We start from the raw sequence: 17,277 nt of genomic DNA on the forward strand, positions 1-17,277 counted from the left end.
CCCAATATTGCACACCCTGTGCCTGTCGTCCCACCCGCCCGTTTCCCCAGACTTCAGGTCAAGCCCGCAGGCAAGACCCCTGCAAGGAGTGCAGAGTGTCAGCAACACACCAGACCATCAAGGCTCCCGCCGCCGCGAAGACCCCGCGGACCAGTCGGCCGGAAATCATCGAGACCGTCGCGGACGTGATCGCCGACGTACGGGCCAACGGCGACGCCGCCGTGCGTCGCTGGTCGCAGAAGTTCGACGACTGGGGCCCGGAGTCCTATCGGCTCGGGCCCGACCAGATCGCCTCCGTCGTCTCCTCCGTCCCCGAGACGGTCCTCGACGACCTGCGCTTCGTCCAGACGCAGGTCCGCGGCTTCGCCCAGGCGCAGCGCGACTCCCTCACCGACTTCGAGGTGGAGACACTGCCCGGAGTGTTCCTGGGGCAGCGCAACATCCCCATCGGCGCGGCCGGCGCCTACGTGCCCGGCGGCCGCTACCCCCTCACCGCCTCGGCCCACATGACCGTCCTGACCGCCAAGGTCGCGGGCGTCGGACGGGTCGCCGCGACGACCCCGCCCGACCGGGGCGCGCCGCCGCCCGTCAGCATCGCCGCGATGCACCTGGCCGGGGCCGACGAGATCTACGTCATGGGCGGCGTCCAGGCCGTGGCCGCGCTGGCCCTGGGCACCGAGACGATCGACCCGGTCGACATGCTCGCAGGACCCGGCAACGCCTACGTGGCGGAGGCCAAGCGCCAGCTCTTCGGCGAGGTCGGGATCGACCTCTTCGCCGGGCCGACGGAGGTGCTGATCGTCGCGGACGGGACCGCCGACCCGTTCGTGGTCGCGACGGACCTGCTGTCCCAGGCCGAGCACGGGCCCGACTCCCCGGTCGTGCTCATCACCACCTCGCACGACGTGGCCAACGGGACCATCGCCTGGGTGGACAAGCTGCTGCCGGACCTGTCCACCGGAGAGGTCGCCGGGCGCGCCTGGCGCGACCACGCGGAGGTGATCGTGGTCCCCGACCTGGACGCCGCCTACGCACTCGCCGACGAGTACGCCAGCGAGCACGTCCAGATCCTGACCGCCGAGCCCCGCGAGGCCCTGCACCGGATGCGCAACTACGGCGCCCTCTTCCTCGGGGACAAGACCTGCGTCGCGTACGGCGACAAGGTCATCGGCACCAACCACGTCCTGCCCACTCTGGGGGCGGCCCGCTACACCGGCGGTCTCTGGGTCGGCAAGTACCTCAAGACCGTGACCTACCAGGAGATCGGGGACGCCGGGTCCAGCGCCCGGCTCGGCGAGATCTGCGGCAGGGCCTCACGCATCGAGAACTTCGAGGGGCACGCGCGCTCGGGAGACGTCCGCGCCGCGCGCTACGGATCGGCCCGGCTGGCCTGGTCCGACCACACCTTCGAGCAGAGCTGATCCGCGATGACGGATCACGTTTTATGCCGGGCCGCCGTCGCGGTACGGCAGCCGTTCGACAAGGAGCATTTCCCCCTCGACCCACGGAGATCGTCATGTCAGCTACGGACAACGAGGCGCACACGGCGCCCAGACCCACCCCCGCCGGCTCCCCGGGCGGGGCGGCCACCCCCATCTCGTCCGCCGAGGACGCCGACATGCTCGCCGTCCTCGGCTATGAGCAGAAGTTCGACCGCAAGGTCAGCCTGTGGGGCAACTTCGCCCTGGGCTTCGTGTACCTCTCGCCCCTCGTGGGCGTCGTGGCCCTGTTCGCCGTCGGCCTGGCGACCGCGGGCGGACCGTCCATCTTCTGGATCGGCATCGTCGGGGCCGGGCAGTTCCTGGTCGCACTGACCTTCGGTGAGATCGTCTCGCAGTTCCCGCTCGCGGGCGGCCTGTACCAGTGGGTCAGACGCTTGTGGAACGGGCGCTATGCCTGGTTCAACGCGTGGACGTACATCTGCTGCATCACCATCGGCATCACCAGCACCGCGCTCTTCAGCTCGGACTTCGCGGCCAGCCTCTTCGCCGGAACCGCCGCCGAGCCCGCCATCAGCTCCACCCCCGCCCAGCGGCTGTGGATCGCCGTCGCCATGACGGTCGTCTGCCTGATCTGCAACTGCTTCGGCACCAGGACCCTGGCCCTGATCTCGAAGATCGGACTCGCCGCGGAACTGATCGGCATCGTCATCGTGGGCCTCTACCTGCTGATCTTCGAGCGGCACAACTCCGTCTCGATCTTCTTCGAGGCCAGCAGCTCCAACCACGACAGCTACGTCGTGGCCTTCATCGCCGCCTCCCTCGTCGGCCTCTTCCTCTTCTACGGCTTCGAGGCGTGCGGCGAGATCGCGGAAGAGGTCCCCAACCCCTCCCGCAGCATCCCGCGGGCCATGCAGCTGACCGTGGCCGTCGGCGGCGTGGCGGCACTGCTCGCCTTCGTCGGCTACGCCCTCGCGGCCCCGGACCTCGCCTCGATCCTCGAGGGCAAGGACACCAACCCCATCCCCTCGATCCTGCAGAACTCGCTCGGCACGGTGGGCACCAAGGCGGTGCTCGCGGTCATCATCACGTCCTTCATCGCGGGTGTGATGAGCCAGCAGGCCGCCGCGAGCCGGATCGTCTTCTCCTTCGCCCGTGACGACATGTTCCCGGGATCCCGCGTCTTCTCGAAGATCTCCCGCAAGCACCGCGTTCCGCTGAACGCGCTGCTGGCCGTGAACGTCCTCCCGCTGGTGATCTTCGTGTTCGTCTACTACTCGCCCGACTCCCTCACCAAGATCGCGGCGTTCCAGATGCTGGCCGGATACGCGGCGTTCATGATGGTCGTACTGGCCGCGCTGCGGATGCGCCTGAAGGGGTGGCGGCCCGCCGGAGCCTGGACCCTCGGCCGCTGGGGCATGGTGGTCAACGTGGCGGCTCTGGTCTACGGAGTGTTCGGAATGGTCCTTCTCGCCATGCCCACCGGCGGCCCGGGAACCCCGCTGCTGGACCAGTGGATCGCACTCGTCGGCTTCCTCATCGTCTCGGCCGTGGGCCTGGTGTATCTGCTGACCGCCAAGCCGGAGCGCAAGTCGACCGCGCCGGAAGGCGACGCGATCGAGGTGGCCGAGCGTCTGCGCAGCCGCGCCGCGGCCCTCGCCGGCACGAGCGGAGGAAGCAACGCATGACCCGCGTCCTGTATCTGTACGGAGGCTGGCCGGGGCACAAGCCCTACCAGGTGGCCGAGGAATGGGCCCTCCCGATCTTCAAGAACCTCGGGTTCGACGTCGACGAGACCAACGACATCTTCGCGCTCGACGCCGACCTCACCGGCTACGACCTCATCGCCCTCAACTGGAACAACGCCCTGCTGTCCGAGGGACTGACCGCCGCCCAGGAGTCGAACCTGCTGGGCGCGGTGGAGAGCGGCACCGGGATCGCCGCCTGGCACGGCGCGGCCGCCGCGTTCCGCACCAGCCTCAAGTACCACTGGCTCCTCGGCGGCAGCTTCCTCGAACACCCCGCGGGCGAAGGCGTGAAGTACCCGTACGAGGTCACGATCACGGACACCGACCACCCCATCACCGCCGGGGTGCGGGACTTCCGGGTCGCCTCGGAGCAGTACTACATGTCCGTCGACCCCAACAACCACGTCCTGGCCGAGTCCACCTTCACCGGCGAGCACCTGCCCTGGCTGGAGGGGAAGACGATCCCCCAGGCATGGACCAGGACCTGGGGCGGGGGCCGCGTCTTCTACAGCGCGGTCGGACACGACCTCGACGACCTCCAGAACCCGGACGTCACCCGCCTGTGCACCCAGGGCTTCGCCTGGGCCGCCCGTCACCACGCCTGATTCCTCCGTCCGACCCAAGCCGATTGGGAGCACACCATGCCTGTCCTCACCGGAGGCCAGATCGTCGCGCGGACCCTGCGCAACTACGGGGTCGACGTCGTCGCCGGCATCCCCGGCCACGGCATCTGGTCACTGACCGACGCCTTCCTCGACGACGAGTCCAGGATCCCCTTCATCCAGACCTTCCACGAGCAGAGCGCCGTCCACCTCGCCGACGGCTACTACCGCGTCACCGGCCGCCCGCAGGCCGCCGTGACCTCCATCGGCGCCGGCGCCAGCAACACCGTCATCGGCATGGGCACCGCCTTCACGGACTCCACCAGCGTCCTCGTGGTCACGGGCGGCCCGCCGACCCACATGCGCGGCCACGGACTGCTGCAGGAGCTCGACCGCTACACGGCCAACGACTTCCCCAAGGTGGCCGAGGCCGTCAGCAAGCGGCACTGGGTCGTCACCCGTGTCGAGGAACTCCCCTTCGTCCTGCACCGCTGTTTCAACTCCATGCTGACCGGCCGCCCGGGCCCGGTGCACCTCGAAATCCCCATGGACGTCCAGGCCGAGGCCGCGAACGTCGAGCTCCACGACCTGGAGCGGCGCATCCCCGTCGGCCGCCAGCACCCCGACCCGGAAGCCGTGGACCGCGCGGTCGACGTACTGCGGGCGGCCACCCGCCCGGTCATCGTCGTCGGCGGCGGTGCGATCACCTCCGAGGCGTCCGACGAGGTCCTCGCGCTCGCCGAGCGCTGGCAGATCCCGGTCGTCACCACGTGGAACGGCAAGAGTGCCTTCCCCGAGGACCACGAGCTGTTCGCCGGTAGCGTCGGCCAGACCGGCACGATGACCGGCAACGCGATCGCCAGCTCCGCCGACGTCGTCATCTCGGTCGGCTGCCGCTTCACCGACTGGTCCGCCTCCAGCTACGCCAAGGGCATCAGCTTCTCGATCCCGCCCGCGAAGCTCATCCACATCGACATCGACCCGCACGAGATCGGCAAGAACTACCCCGCCGAGGTGGGCATCGTCGCGGACGCCCAGCGCGCCGTGGCCGCCATCGTCGACTCCCTCCCGGCCAAGGGCGTCGACCGCTCCGAATACCTCGCCGAACTCGCCCAGCTCAAGCAGGACTGGGAGGAGAAGCTCGTCGGCCGCCGCGACAGCGACCGTTTCCCGTTCACCTCGCAGCGCCCGCTCGGTGCCCTGCGCAACGTGCTCCCGCGCGACGCGATCATCGTCGCCGGCTCGGGCAACACCCAGGGCGCGGTCAAGCAGACCTTCCCGGTCTACAACCCGCGCACCCACCTCACCTCCGGCGGCTTCTCCTCCATGGGCTGGGCCATCCCGGCCGCCGTCGGCGCCAAGCTCGCCCGGCCGGACAGCCCGGTCGTGTGCGTCCTCGGCGACGGCGACTTCCTCATGACCTCCCAGGAGATCGCCCTGAGCGTCACCGCCGGCGCACCGGTGATCTTCGTGGTCCAGAACAACGCGGGCTACATGTCGATCCGGGGCGGTCAGCGCAAGCAGACCTCGCGGCACATCGGCGTCGAGTTCTCGCACCCGGACGGCTCGCCGTACAGCCCGGACTTCGCGGCCATGGGCCGGGCCTTCGGTATCGAGTCGCACAAGGTCAACGACGCCGAGTCCCTGGAGCCGACGCTGCGGAAGGCGGTCCAGTCCGGCGCCCCCGCCGTGATCGAGGTCCCCACGGACCGCGACGCCGCCGGCCCCTGGGTCCCCGGCTGGTGGGACTTCCCGATCCCGGCGTACATCAAGGACGAGCGCCAGGACGAGTACGACCGCATCAGGGCCACGGAGCAGCACCTCTGAGACGGCCCCGCGCCACCGTACCGACCACCGCCCGTGCGGCCGAGACCCGGCCGCGCGGGCGGTCCGCGTGCCGGGACTCATCCCTCGCGCGAACCCGCTTCCCAGGGCCACGCGGAGTCCCGGCCCGCTTCGATCAGCGGGATCAGCCGGAACGCGGCGTCGCTCAGGCCGCCGAAGGTGTGGTGGTGCGGGCCGGACGGGGCGTGGGCCGGGGCGTAGCCGGCCAGATTCCAGGTGTAGACGGGGACGCGCGACGGGATCGCCCGCAACGGGCTGGACCACTGAGCGGGCCCGGTCTGTTCGTCGGTCACGACGACCACCCGGTCGTGACGGGCGTAGTGCCGCCTGAGCGCCGCGGCCGTATGGGTGCCGCCGAGGTCGTGGAAGCGATCCAGGGCGCGCAGTACGGACTCACCCGGGGCGAGTTCCACGCGACGGCTGTCCGACCCGAACTCCACCAGATCGGCGCACTCGGCCCGCAGCGCCAGCGACGTACCGAAAATGGCCGCCGAATCCGCCCGGTTGAGCTGGGTGTGCTCACCGGGCGTGTCGAACATCGAGCCCGACCGGTCCACCAGGATCAGGGTGCGGCCGGGCAGTTCGGGGACGTTGGCGAGGGAGTGGCCGAGGGCCGTCTCCAGAGCCTCCGCCCAGCGGGGCGACGGCGCGTTGCGATGGGCGGCCAGATACCGGAACGGGAACTGCCGGGATCCGCGCACCTCGTCCGGGGAGGAGATCCGCGCGGCGACCTCGGCGGCCACCCGGTCGCTCACGCCGGCGAGGTCGAGGTTGCGCAGGTTGCGTACGAGGGCCATCGCCCCCATCGAGGGGATCACCGCCTCCCACACCGCCGCGTCGAGCGGCCCCTGCAGCCAGCCTGCCACCGACTCCCAGGTCATCCCGGCCGCGCTCAGCCGTTCGGCGCCACCCGGCGCGGTGACCAGGGCACGCCGTTCCCCGACCGGCACGGCCATCAGCTCCCGGTGTGCGGTGAGCAGTGTCTCGCCGGCCGGGGGAAGCACACGGTCCGGACGGTGACGGCGGTCGATCGCGTACGTGAACAGGGGCCCCTGCCATGGACGTCCGGGGGCGGGGGAGGGGTGGGTGAGTTCGATGACATCGGCGAAGCGGTAGGGGCGTGAGGCGGTGTCGTACTTGAGGAGTGCGCGACCGGTGTACAGACGCCGGACGGCGTCGGCGACTCCGCGCTTGAGCGGCTGCGGGAGTGCGCGGCCGTGCCGTGAGATCCAGTACGCCAGCAACTCACCCGGCTCGTCGGCCCGTTGGAGGACGGCGGACACGGCCTGCCGGGAGAAGCCGACGGCCCCCGCCTCCAGCCTGGCCCGCACGAACTCGGCGGCGCCCACGAGGGACCCGGTGCGCATATGGGCCTCGGTGCGCAGCCAGCCCAGCAGACCGAGAGTCCACTCCGGATCGCTGACGGCGAGCGTGCGCACCAGCTGCTCGTAGCGCTCGTCGCGGGCGGCGGCGTCCTCGTAGAAGGTGTGATGGCCGACCATGTTGGCCACGGCCAACAGGAAGAGTTCCCCCTTGGGCGTGCGGGTGTACGCGGGCCCACCCTGGTGGGTGAGGCGGTGGAGTCGGCGCGCGGAGGGCCGGCGCAGGCCCGCTGCCGGGCCGGACGGCGGGAGCAGCCACCGGCCGTGGGTGGAGAGCGACGACGTCGCTCCGCCGGCGGTCAGGCCCGGTATTTCCGCCTGGATCTCGTTCCTGGCTTCGGACTTGGCTCGCTGACGGTTGAAATGGGGCATGCAGAAGGTCCCTTGGGAGACGTTCCTGGAAGAAGGAGAGACGCCTCCCGAGATCAGTAGTGGCACCGGGGTGGTGTTGCGATCTCAGACAGGAAGTAACCGGGGCACAGCGCATCGGAAGGCGTCGAGCACGCACGCTAATCGATGTCGGTGAGCGGCCGCACCCCATTTATCGCCGCCCTCCCCACGCTCCTCCTGCCTTGCCGTGTTCGCGTGGGGCGGTGCCGGCTCGTGTCGTCGGCACCGCCCCACGGGCGGGTCGTGCTGTTCGTGGCCGGCGGACCTGATCAGTCCACGTTCACGATCTTCCAGAGTTGGCCGTCGGCGTTCGTGTCGGTCGTCTGCACGAGCTGGGAGCCCGACGGGGCGAGCGCCAGCAACTTGTCGCTCTTCACGTTCTTGATCTTGTAGTAGCCGTTTCCGGTGGCGACCAGGGTCCAGTGCTGGTTCGCACCGTTGTTGTCGGACCACTGGACGATGCCCGCGCCGTCCGTGGTGAGCCCGTCCTTGACGTCCACGAGCTTGCCGGTGTCCTGGCTGACGATCTCGTAACTCCCGTCACCCACCGGGACGTACCGCCAGCGCTGGTTCTGCGCTCCGCCGTCGGTCCAGTGGATGATGCTCGCTCCGTCGGCGTCGGATCCGCCGGAGATGTCGACCGCCTTGCCACTGCCCTTGTTGAGCATCTTGTAGAAGCCGTTCTTGGCGGGGAACGCGATGTGGGCGAACGCGTCCAGTGCGCAGACGGTGTTGGAGGAGGAGGCGTTCTTCGTCCCGGTGCACACGATCTTGATCGTGTGGGGGCCGGCGGCGAGATCTGTCTTCTCGAACAGCGGTACCTGCTTCGTCACCGTCGAGGCGTAGGCGTCGATGCCCGACTGCGCGAGGGTGCCGTCGAGGTAGACGTCCACCTTGCCCATGTTCGGCTGCTTCATGCCGAGATAGCGGATGCCCGTGCCGGTGAAGGAGTACTCGGCGTAGTTGCCCGACGCGCTCGTGAACTTCTCGGACCCGTTGACGTCCTTCGTGTCGTTCCAGTTCGACCAGCCGGAGGAGTAGGTGACGCTCGCGGCCTTGTCGTCGGCGTAGGCCCAGCGCTGTCGCACCAGAGCCTTCGACGCGGCGGACGCGTCGCCCTGGGCGTCCACGACGTAGAGGCGGTAGTCACCGGCCGACGGAGGAACGGCGATGGCCGTCGCGGTTCCGCTCGCCTTGGTCATCGTGGGACCGACGGCGAACGTCGTCGTACCGGACGGAGCGAGCCAGAGGGTCTTGGCCGCGTCACCGGTGCCGCGGACGGGAACGGAGGACACGCCCTTGCCGGCGAACGTGGCGGCGGGCAGCACGTAGTCCTGCAGTGCCACCCTGCTCCGGGGGACGAGGTCCTTGTAGGCGTCCTCCAGGCCCGCGTCGAGAGCGATGTCGTACGCCTCGGACGGCCACACGTTGTCCGCGTACGCGCGCACGTCCTGGATGGTGCTGGACGTGACGGTCTGGTCGAAGATCTTGTTGACGGTGCCGTAGGTGTTGGTGATCGACAGGTCCTTCTGGCGGCCCCATTCGCCGGAGTGGATGGTGGACGTGACACCGGGGTCCACGTCGAGCACGTTGTCGTGGAAGCTGATGCCGGCGGAGCCCTCATCGGGGTGGATGCCGTACTTGTGGCCGGCCGGAACACCCTGCATGTAGTTGCCGCTGACCTCCGTTCCCGGCTGCCTGCCCAGTGTGTAGACGGGGCCGGCGTCGGCGAGCGTCTGCATCGTGTCGATGATCTCGTTGTACCTGACGGAGTTGTTCTTCGCGGTGGTGGTCGGTGTGCCGGGCACGACCGCGTCCGAGTCTCCGTTGAAGTTCCACCAGCCCCAGCCGAGCGAGATGCCCGCCCACGGGGACTTCTCGATCCGGTTGTGCTCCACGGCCAGAGTGTCGACGAAGTACGCCGACACGGGGTTGGAGCCCTCGAACAACACCGCGCTGTCGTAGAGGTAGTTGTTCCTGACGGTGATGTCCTTGCAGACGCCCTCGACGTTCACCGGGTATTTTTCGCGGGGGTCCTGGGCGTAGTCCCCGATGTACACGTGCTGGGGGTGTCCCACGGTGATCGCGGACCCGGCCGTGTCATTGACGTAGTTGCCGGTCACCTGGGAATCGGTCACGTCGTTCGCCAGGGTGATGGCGTCGGCACCGGTGTGCTGCACCGTGTTGCGCTGCAGGTTGATCCCGTCGGCGCTCTCGACCTGGATCATCGCCGGCTGCAGGTCGACGTTGCGGTACGTGTAGGCGTGGAAGTTCTTCCTCGCGTACACGGTCGCGGTGACGTTGCCCTGCTGGCCCTGCCGGAAGACGGAGTCCCCCACCTTGACCAGGTTCCAGTCGGAGTGTTCGACCGTGAGCCCGGAGAACGTGATGTCGCGTGCATGGTCGGTCCTGGACGTGCCGGCGATCTTGAGGATGGTGGAGACGTTGTTCGGCGCGAAGACCTTCGCCGTCGTCATGTCCTCGGAGCCGGACTTGTAGTAGTACAGCGTGTGGCTGGTCTTGTTGAAGTAGAACTCGCCCGCCTGGTCCAGGAATTCGTACGCGTTCATGAACGTCTGGGTGCCGCCGGCCTGGAAGTTGCCGTTGTACGCGCCCTGGGCTATCGCCGCGCCCGGCTCCTGGAACTTCGCCACGCGTTGGGCGCCGTCCGAGCTCGTGGTCACCTCCCTGACGCCCACGATCGCCGAGGTCCAGGTCGTCGCCGACCTGATCTCCACGTCGTCCTGGTTGGACGCGATGGCGGGGAGGTCGGAGAGACCGTACTTGGAGGCGTCACATGTCTGACCCGTCTCCCAGGCCCAGGAAGGCAAGGGGGCCTCGACCTTGTAGTTCGCCCCGTAGCATCCGGCCGAGCTGATCGTCTTCGAGGCCATCCGGGCGCGCTTGCCGTCGACGTAGAGCGCGCGGAGCTTGTTGTCGCGGTCGAGGGTGGCCTTCCAGATGTTCCCGCTGTGCTGGGTCCAGCCGGTCACCGGTACACCTCCCTCCAGGACCGGCTTCTCGCCCGGGTAGGCGGCGTACACGACACGGTTGCCGTTGGTCCCGGAGTCGGCCGAGGTGAAGTTGATCGTGCTGGTCACCGGGTAGGTGCCGCCGCGGAGATAGACGTTGATGTCACCGGTCATGTCGTCGTTGACCGTGCGCACGACGTCCCGGGCGTGCTGCAGGGTCTTGAACGGCGCCGAGATCGTTCCGGAGTCGGAGTCGTTGCCGTCGGGGGAGACGTAGTAGGTCGCCTGGGTCGCGGCGGCGGCCGGGGTGGGTGTCGCCAGGGAGGTCAGCAGCGCGGCGGAGAGTGATATCGCCAGCACGGCTGACAAGCTGCGGACGGGAGAGGTGACGTGGTTCATCGTCTTCCCCTCCTGCTGGTTCGGACGGTCGAGCAAGCGTTCATGCGGCGGCTCCTGGGTGCTTCTCGATGCGGTTGACGCGGATCTTCGATACGCCCGGTCCTCTGTGGCTCGGGGGCCTAAGCACGTCGGTGACCGGCACAGCCCCTCGTCGGGGGACGGGTTCACGACGTCGGCGCGATGTGTGCGGCTCCGACGGAGACGGAGCGGGGCCGTAATCGGTCGTGTGGGCGGTGGTGGACCGTTCTGGCGCGGCGGTCAGGCATGACGGGCACTCTCTCGGTGCGCGGATTCAGGGGGCGGGGTCACGGGGTGGCGTCACCGTGCGCGGCGGAGGGGACGTCCGGCCTGATCAGCCCCTGGCCCCGGAGGTCATCCCAGAGGGCTTGGGGGACGACACTGCGGTGGAGTTCCACGTTCCGCCGCACCTGCCGCTCCGTCCGCATACCGAGCGTGACGTTCACGACGCCGGGATGCGTGTACGGGAAGGCGATGGCGGCCGCGGGGAGGGTCGTTCCGTGGTCCGCGCAGACGTCGGCGATGGCGCGGGCCCGGTCGACGAGGGTGGTGGGGGCGTCCTGGTAGTCGTACTTCATGCCTTGGGTGGGCCGGTCGCGGGAGAGGAGACCGGAGTTGAAGACGCCGACGGCGACGACGCTCTTGCCGTGTTCGTGTGCGGCGGGCAGGACGTCGTCGAGGGCGGTCTGGTCGAGGAGGGTGTAGCGGCCGGCGAGCATGACGATGTCGGCGGGGGTCTCGCGCAGGAAGCGGGCGAGCATGGCGGACTGGTTCATGCCGGCGCCTATGGCGCCGATCACGCCCTGGTCGCGGAGGTCGGCGAGGGTGGGCATGGCCTCGTCGGCCGCCTGCTGCCAGTGGTCGTCGGGGTCGTGGAGGTAGACGATGTCGAGCCGGTCCAGGCCCGTGCGGTCCAGGGTCTCCTCGATGGACCGGAGGACGCCGTCGCGGCTGAAGTCCCACTGCCGGCGCAGGTCGTCCCGGACGACGAAGCCCTCGGAGTCCACGCCCCGGGGCGCCTCGTTGGGGACGAGGAGGCGGCCGACCTTGGAGGAGACGACGTACTCGCCGCGCGGACGGTCCCGCAGGGCAGCGCCGAGGCGCCGCTCGGAGAGGCCGAGACCGTAGTGCGGGGCGGTGTCGAAGTAGCGGATGCCCGCGTCCCAGGCGGCGTCGACGGCGGCCGACGCGTCGTCGGCGGAAGTCTCGCGGTAGAGGTTGCCGATCACCGAGGCCCCGAAGCCGAGCTCGGTGACGGCGACCGAGGTCCGCTGGATCTTCCGGTGGTGCAAGGCGGGCTCCCGGGTGGTCATCGGCCGAGCCAGCCGCCGTCGACGGGGAGGGTGGTGCCGTGGATGTAGGCGGCGGCGTCGGAGGCGAGGAAGACGGTGGCGCCGGCGAGGTCGTCGGGGTTGCCCCAGCGTCCGGCGGGGATGCGGTCGAGGATGGCTCTGCTGCGGGTGGGGTCGTCCTGGAGGGCCTGGGTGTTGTCGGTGGCGATGTAGCCGGGGGCGAGGGCGTTGACGTTGACGCCGTGGGGTGCCCATTCGTTGGCGAGGGCTTTGGTGAGTCCGGCGATGCCGTGTTTGGCGGCGGTGTAGCCGGGGACGGTGATGCCGCCCTGGTGGCTGAGGAGGGAGGCGGTGAAGATGATTTTGCCGTGGCCGCGGGCCACCATGGTCGCGCCGATGGCGCGGGTGAGGGTGAACTGGGCGGTGAGGTTGACCTGGAGGACCAGGTCCCAGTCGGTGTCGGGGTGGTGGGCGGCGGGTGCGCGGCGGATGGTGCCGGCGTTGTTGACGAGGATGTCGACGGGCCGCTCGCGTCCGGCGAGGTCGGTGGCGAGGGAGTGGACGGCGTCGGGGTCGGCGAAGTCGGTGCGGAGGGCTTCGAAGGTGCGGCCGGTGGCGTGGACGTCTTTTTCGATGTCGCTGCCGGTTTCTTCGAGGGTGGCGCTGACGCCGATGATGTCGGCGCCGGCTTCGGCGAGGGCGCGGGCCATGGCCCGGCCGATGCCGCGGCGGGCGCCGGTGACGACGGCGAGCTTTCCGGTGAGGTCGAAGGCGTTCATATGGCAGTCCCCCGGGCGGCGTTGTCGGTGAGGTGAGTGGGTGCGTCGGTGGTGGTGCAGTCGACGAGGATCTTCATCACGTCTCCGCCTGCTTCGAGGGCTTCGAAGGCGGCCGGTGCCTGGGTGAGGGGCACGACCTTGCTGATGAGCCGGTCGGCGGGGACGGTGCCGGCGGCGACCAGTGCCACTGCCTTCTCGAAGTCGGCGCGGTCGTAGAGCCGGGCGCCCACGAGGGTGAGTTCGCGCCAGAAGAAGCGGTGCAGATTGATCTCGCGGGGCCGGGGGTGGATGGCGACCAGGCACAGCCGGCCCCGCACGCCGAGGACGTCGACGGCGGTGTCGACGCCGCCGGCGGCGCCGGACACCTCGAAGGCGACCTCCGCCCCCGCACCACCGGTCCACTCACCGATCCGTGCGGGCACGTCCTCGACGGCCGGGTCCCAGGTGATCAGGCCCAGCTCCTCGGCGAGTGCCCGCCGGTGCGCGCTCAGTTCCACCACACGCACCTCGGCGCCCGCGGCCCGCGCGACCAGTGCGATGAGGATGCCGACCGGGCCGCCGCCGACCACGACGACCTTCTCGCCCTCGGCCACGCCGACGCGGCCGACGTCGTGGACGGCGACGGCGGTGGGCTCGACGAGCGCGGCCCGGTCCAGGGCGAGCGCGTCCGGGAGCCGGATCAGGGTCGTGGCGGGGACGGTCCAGCGTTGCTGCATGGCGCCGGGGGAGTCGATGCCGATGAAGTCGAGGTTGTGGCAGATGTGCTGGTGGCCGGCACGGCAGGCGGGGCAGGTGCCGTCCCAGCGCAGTGGCATCACGGTGACCGCGTCCCCGGGCGCCCAGCCCTCGACGCCCTCGCCGACGCGGACTATCCGGCCGGACATCTCGTGTCCCAGGACGGCCGGAGCGGACACCCGGGCGTCCATGTCGCCGTGGAAGATGTGCAGGTCGGTGCCGCAGATACCGACGTAGGCGGGGGCGATTTCGACCTCACCGGGGCCGGGCGGCGCGCACTGGACGGGGGCGGTGTCCAGGGTGCGGGCGGATGTGTATCGGACGGCGAGTGTCATCGCGGGGTCAGGGTCCCTTCGGCGTCGTGGGCAAGGCCGTAGAAGGTGGTCGCGGTGTCGGCGAGGAGCGCCTGGATGTCGTTCGCGGAGCAGTCGGTGAGCAGCTCGTCGACGGTCGCGGCCCAGCGGTTCCAGCCGCCGGCCAGGTTGGCGACCGGCCAGTCCGAGCCGAACATCAGCCGGTCCGGGCCGAACGCGCTGAGCAGGACGTCCCAGACCGGGCGGATGTCGGCGGTGGTCCAGGTGTCGTGGTCGGCCTCGGTGATCAGTCCCGAGACCTTGCAGACCACCTGGGAGTGTGCGGCCAACAGGTGGATCTGCCGTTCCCAGTCGGCCAGTTCACCTCGGGCGATCGACGGCTTGCCCGCGTGATCGAGCACCTGGGGCAGGTCCGGGATGCGTTCGGCCAGCCGGATCGCCTGGTCGAGCTGGTGGTCACGGACGAGTACGTCGTAGCGCAACCCGCGGTCCCGGGCCGCCGCCAGACCGCGTTCGACCTCGGGGCGCTGCAGCCAGCCGGGATCCGTCTCGCTCTGGACGAGGTGGCGCAGTGATCGCAGATACGTGCCGCCCGGCCCGGCGAGCAGCCGGTCGAGCACGTCACCGATCGCGGGGGACGTCAGGTCCGCCCAGCCGACCACGGCCCCGATCAGCGGTTCCCGTGCCGCGAGGGCGAGCAGGTCCTCGGTCTCGGGGACGTCCGCCACGCACTGCACGACCACCGTGCTGTGCAGCCGACGGCCCGCGACGGGCTGGGTGGCGGTGGAGCGCAGATCGTCAGGGGTGAAGGTGCGGCGGATCGATGCCACGGAGGGGTCGTCGAGCCAGGGCTGTGGGCGCTGGTCGAGGTCCCACAGGTGGTGGGCGTCGACGAGTGCGGACGTGCGAGTCACTGAGGTCACTGGGGATCCAAGTCGGGACGGTCCGGGTGCGGCCGTGTCAGGGTGTGTCGGTGTCGTCGGGTGCGCCGAGGTGCCAGATCTCGGTGAGTTCCGTCCACTGGCGCGAGTCGCCCCGGTCGGGCCAGGGCTCCTGGCAGGGGTCGGTGAGCTTCCACCACTCCTGGGTCTCGGGGTCGGCTTCGAGTTCGGCGATGTCGGCGTCGAAGTCCTCGCCGTGGTACTCGAAGTAGGCGAACAGCGCGTCGCCGTGGAGGAAGATGCTGTAGTTGCGGATGTGCGCCCGGAGCAGGGAGGCTTCGACTCCGGGCCAGACGGCGGCGTGCAGCGCGAGGTACTCCTCGCGTCGCTCGGGCCGGAGCCGGATGGTCTGGGCGATGCGCTTCATGAGGTCTCCCCTTCGGTGTCCGGGCCGGACGTGTGGCCCTGAGTGTCGAACGGTGTGCCGTAACGGGGAGTGCGGGCGCGCAGCCGGAGGCGCAGAGTCAGCCGAATGCGGGTCGACGCGGGCAGCTCGACGGTCAGGAAACTGCTGTCGCAGGACTGCTCGGCCTCACCGACCACGGGCTCCGTGTGGCCGTAGTCGTACATGTCCCCGATCCAGCCGTCGTCCTCGCAGGTCGTGTACCGGACGGCGGTGATGGCGTGCTCGGCGAAGGCGCCCGCCTGGACGATCACCGTGCGATCGGTGCCGGGGGAGAGGTTCACCAGCTCGACGGTGGTCGCCTCGGGGTCGATGGAGGTGACGAGGGCCGCCACCTCCGGCGGCAGGCCGGGGCGGCGGGCGTCGGCGTCGTGGTAGCGCAGCCGGGCCTGTTGCAGACCGCCGTTGTACAGCACCTGCGGGCCGCCCCAGGTGAGCTGGACGAGCGCTTCGGTGGCCACCGGGTTGCACAGCTGCCACACGTGGATGTCGGCCTCGGGCACGTCCAGGTCCCGGTAGCGGTCGACGCGCCGCAGGCGGTGGCGGACCTGGGCCTGGGCCGCGGCCAGGATCCGCTCCGGGTAGCCGGGGTCGTCGCCGGCGAGGAAGGCGAACCACGCCTTCTCGTGCCCGGACTCCTCCTTGGCACGGAACGGCCTGACGGTACGCCAGTCGATGGCGTCGGCCTCCCGCAGCCGCTCCAGCCGGGACCGGTCGGTGACGGAGGCCGTGTGGTGCCACAGGGCCACCGGTACGGGCGGAGTGAGCGGGTTGTAGTCGAACCAGCCCGAGTCGTTGTGCCGGAACGGCAGGTGCGGGGTGGGGGTGTGGATGTCCGGGCCGAGTTCGACGGCCCACTTGGAGGGCAGGCTGGAGTCCGCCTCGGTGTGGGGCATCACCTTGGCGTGGCCGATGAGGGTGTCGAGCGAGGTCGCGACCATCGAGAGGTAGTCGTCGTCCCCGGTGACCGTCGCCGCCGCCAGCGCCGCCACACAGGCCGCGTGGCCCACGCTGTGCCAGCCGTGCGGCCAGGACCAGCCGTAGTGACCGCCGTACCAGCGTCCCTCCAGCAGGCTGCCGACGCTCCCGTCCGGGCCGGCGTTGTCCGGGATCAGACCGTCGTTGGCCCGCGTACGCTCGCGCCACGCGCCCACGTACGCGACGATCCAGTCGCGATAGCGGTCCTCGCCGGACAGGATCCAGGCGTTGAGGACCAGTCCGGCCGCGGCGAGGTTGACCGCGGTGTCGCCGACACCCATCCGGTCGCGCATCTGCGCGCCGAGGCGCGGGTCGGCGGAGAGCGGGTACGGGCCGTCCTGAGCCTCGGGGAGCCAGTCGAGCGGGTAACCGTACGTCTCCGCCTCCTTCGCCAGCCAGGGGTAGACGTCGCCGTCGAACAGGCCCCGGCGGTCCGGGTCGCTGCCGTTGTGGGGGCGGGTGATGACGTGGTGCTCGGGGTCGTAGTTGCCCTTGGCCGGGTCGACGTACAGGTCGGCGAAGCGCAGCGCGCGCTCGCTCCAGCGGTCGGGGGCGGCCATGCACAGGAAGTAGAGCAGCAGCAGGCTCTCGCCCTGGTGGAACCAGTCGTAGCCGCGCTCGTACTCGTCGCGGACCATGTCCATCTCGGTGAGCTGACGGGTGACGCCCTCCCAGTGCTTCTCGCTGGCGGGGAGCAGGTCGTCGGCGCCGCCGAGGAGGTAGAGCTGGGGCCAGTTGAAGAACACCTCGTAGAAGTCGTCCACCCCGTCGCGGGTGGTCAGCCCGCCGGTGTAGTTCAGGCGTCCGTCCGGGCCGGTGAAGTCGCGGGCGAAGCGGCGCCAGGCATGGTCGAGGAGGTCGAACAGGGCCCGCTGGGCCACGGCCCAGCCGGGCGGTTCGAGCAGCGGCACCCCGGCCCGGATGCCGGGCGAGGAGGCCGTGGCGTCCTCACCGGTGTGGTCGGCGGAGCTGGAGGGCATGGGAGGGATCTCCGTTCGGGGGTGGCTCGGTGTGCTGTCGGGGAGGGGGTCGGTGGCGGC

At 70.1% G+C, this 17,277-nt stretch carries 12 protein-coding genes; 4 read left to right on the plus strand and 8 right to left on the minus strand.

The annotated features are described in order from the left end of the window. Nucleotides 1-95: 95 nt before the first annotated feature. From hisD to SCAB_RS42590, 4 genes are all read left to right on the plus strand, one after another. Entirely contained in the window at nt 96-1,421 is a 1,326-nt protein-coding gene (gene hisD, locus SCAB_RS42575; RefSeq protein ID WP_013006273.1) for a histidinol dehydrogenase, read from the plus strand. A gap of 95 nt (nt 1,422-1,516) precedes the next feature. Then, complete coding sequence (locus SCAB_RS42580; RefSeq protein WP_041670217.1) at nt 1,517-3,127, plus strand: APC family permease; 1,611 nt, start codon at nt 1,517-1,519, stop codon at nt 3,125-3,127. Further along, nucleotides 3,124-3,792 carry a ThuA domain-containing protein gene (locus SCAB_RS42585; RefSeq protein ID WP_013006275.1) on the plus strand — a complete coding sequence of 223 codons (669 nt, stop codon included), beginning with the start codon at nt 3,124-3,126 and terminating at the stop codon, nt 3,790-3,792. Before SCAB_RS42580 ends, SCAB_RS42585 begins: the two co-directional genes overlap by 4 nt. Nucleotides 3,793-3,828: 36 nt before the next feature. Continuing rightward, complete coding sequence (locus SCAB_RS42590; protein ID WP_013006276.1) at nt 3,829-5,616, plus strand: thiamine pyrophosphate-binding protein; 1,788 nt, start codon at nt 3,829-3,831, stop codon at nt 5,614-5,616. Nucleotides 5,617-5,693: 77 nt separating this feature from the next. On the opposite strand, the gene SCAB_RS42595 is transcribed toward SCAB_RS42590, so the two are convergent. The 8 genes from SCAB_RS42595 to SCAB_RS42630 form a co-directional block, all read right to left on the minus strand. Beyond that, nucleotides 5,694-7,388 (minus strand): TROVE domain-containing protein, encoded by a 1,695-nt coding sequence (locus SCAB_RS42595; RefSeq protein ID WP_013006277.1) that lies wholly within the window; start codon nt 7,386-7,388, stop codon nt 5,694-5,696. A gap of 287 nt (nt 7,389-7,675) precedes the next feature. After that, nucleotides 7,676-10,738 (minus strand): RICIN domain-containing protein, encoded by a 3,063-nt coding sequence (locus SCAB_RS42600; protein WP_231885200.1) that lies wholly within the window; start codon nt 10,736-10,738, stop codon nt 7,676-7,678. A gap of 344 nt (nt 10,739-11,082) precedes the next feature. Continuing rightward, on the minus strand, nt 11,083-12,108 hold the full coding sequence (locus SCAB_RS42605; protein WP_013006279.1) for an aldo/keto reductase: 1,026 nt from the start codon (nt 12,106-12,108) through the stop codon (nt 11,083-11,085). Beyond that, nucleotides 12,105-12,866: an SDR family oxidoreductase gene (locus SCAB_RS42610; RefSeq protein WP_013006280.1), complete on the minus strand. Its 762-nt coding sequence runs from the start codon at nt 12,864-12,866 to the stop codon at nt 12,105-12,107. Before SCAB_RS42610 ends, SCAB_RS42605 begins: the two co-directional genes overlap by 4 nt. Next, nucleotides 12,863-13,936, minus strand: a complete 1,074-nt coding sequence (locus SCAB_RS42615; protein WP_013006281.1) for a zinc-dependent alcohol dehydrogenase — start codon at nt 13,934-13,936, stop codon at nt 12,863-12,865. Before SCAB_RS42615 ends, SCAB_RS42610 begins: the two co-directional genes overlap by 4 nt. Further along, entirely contained in the window at nt 13,933-14,829 is an 897-nt protein-coding gene (locus tag SCAB_RS42620; protein WP_041670218.1) for an amidohydrolase family protein, read from the minus strand. Before SCAB_RS42620 ends, SCAB_RS42615 begins: the two co-directional genes overlap by 4 nt. A 46-nt stretch (nt 14,830-14,875) precedes the next feature. Continuing rightward, nucleotides 14,876-15,223, minus strand: coding sequence for an L-rhamnose mutarotase (locus tag SCAB_RS42625; protein ID WP_013006283.1), 348 nt, complete (start codon nt 15,221-15,223; stop codon nt 14,876-14,878). Next, entirely contained in the window at nt 15,220-17,217 is a 1,998-nt protein-coding gene (locus SCAB_RS42630) for a hypothetical protein (RefSeq protein ID WP_013006284.1), read from the minus strand. Before SCAB_RS42630 ends, SCAB_RS42625 begins: the two co-directional genes overlap by 4 nt. Between the last annotated feature and the right edge of the window lie 60 nt (nt 17,218-17,277).

Source organism: Streptomyces scabiei 87.22 (assembly GCF_000091305.1).
Classification (GTDB): domain Bacteria; phylum Actinomycetota; class Actinomycetes; order Streptomycetales; family Streptomycetaceae; genus Streptomyces; species Streptomyces scabiei.

Coding starts and splice junctions, on each gene's coding strand:
- SCAB_RS42580 (WP_041670217.1), top strand. CDS start 1,517: ATGTCAGCTACGGACAACGAGGCGCACACGGCGCCCAGACCCACCCCC.
- SCAB_RS42585 (WP_013006275.1), top strand. CDS start 3,124: ATGACCCGCGTCCTGTATCTGTACGGAGGCTGGCCGGGGCACAAGCCC.
- SCAB_RS42590 (WP_013006276.1), top strand. CDS start 3,829: ATGCCTGTCCTCACCGGAGGCCAGATCGTCGCGCGGACCCTGCGCAAC.
- SCAB_RS42595 (WP_013006277.1), bottom strand. CDS start 7,388: ATGCCCCATTTCAACCGTCAGCGAGCCAAGTCCGAAGCCAGGAACGAG.
- SCAB_RS42605 (WP_013006279.1), bottom strand. CDS start 12,108: ATGACCACCCGGGAGCCCGCCTTGCACCACCGGAAGATCCAGCGGACC.
- SCAB_RS42610 (WP_013006280.1), bottom strand. CDS start 12,866: ATGAACGCCTTCGACCTCACCGGAAAGCTCGCCGTCGTCACCGGCGCC.
- SCAB_RS42615 (WP_013006281.1), bottom strand. CDS start 13,936: ATGACACTCGCCGTCCGATACACATCCGCCCGCACCCTGGACACCGCC.
- SCAB_RS42625 (WP_013006283.1), bottom strand. CDS start 15,223: ATGAAGCGCATCGCCCAGACCATCCGGCTCCGGCCCGAGCGACGCGAG.
- SCAB_RS42630 (WP_013006284.1), bottom strand. CDS start 17,217: ATGCCCTCCAGCTCCGCCGACCACACCGGTGAGGACGCCACGGCCTCC.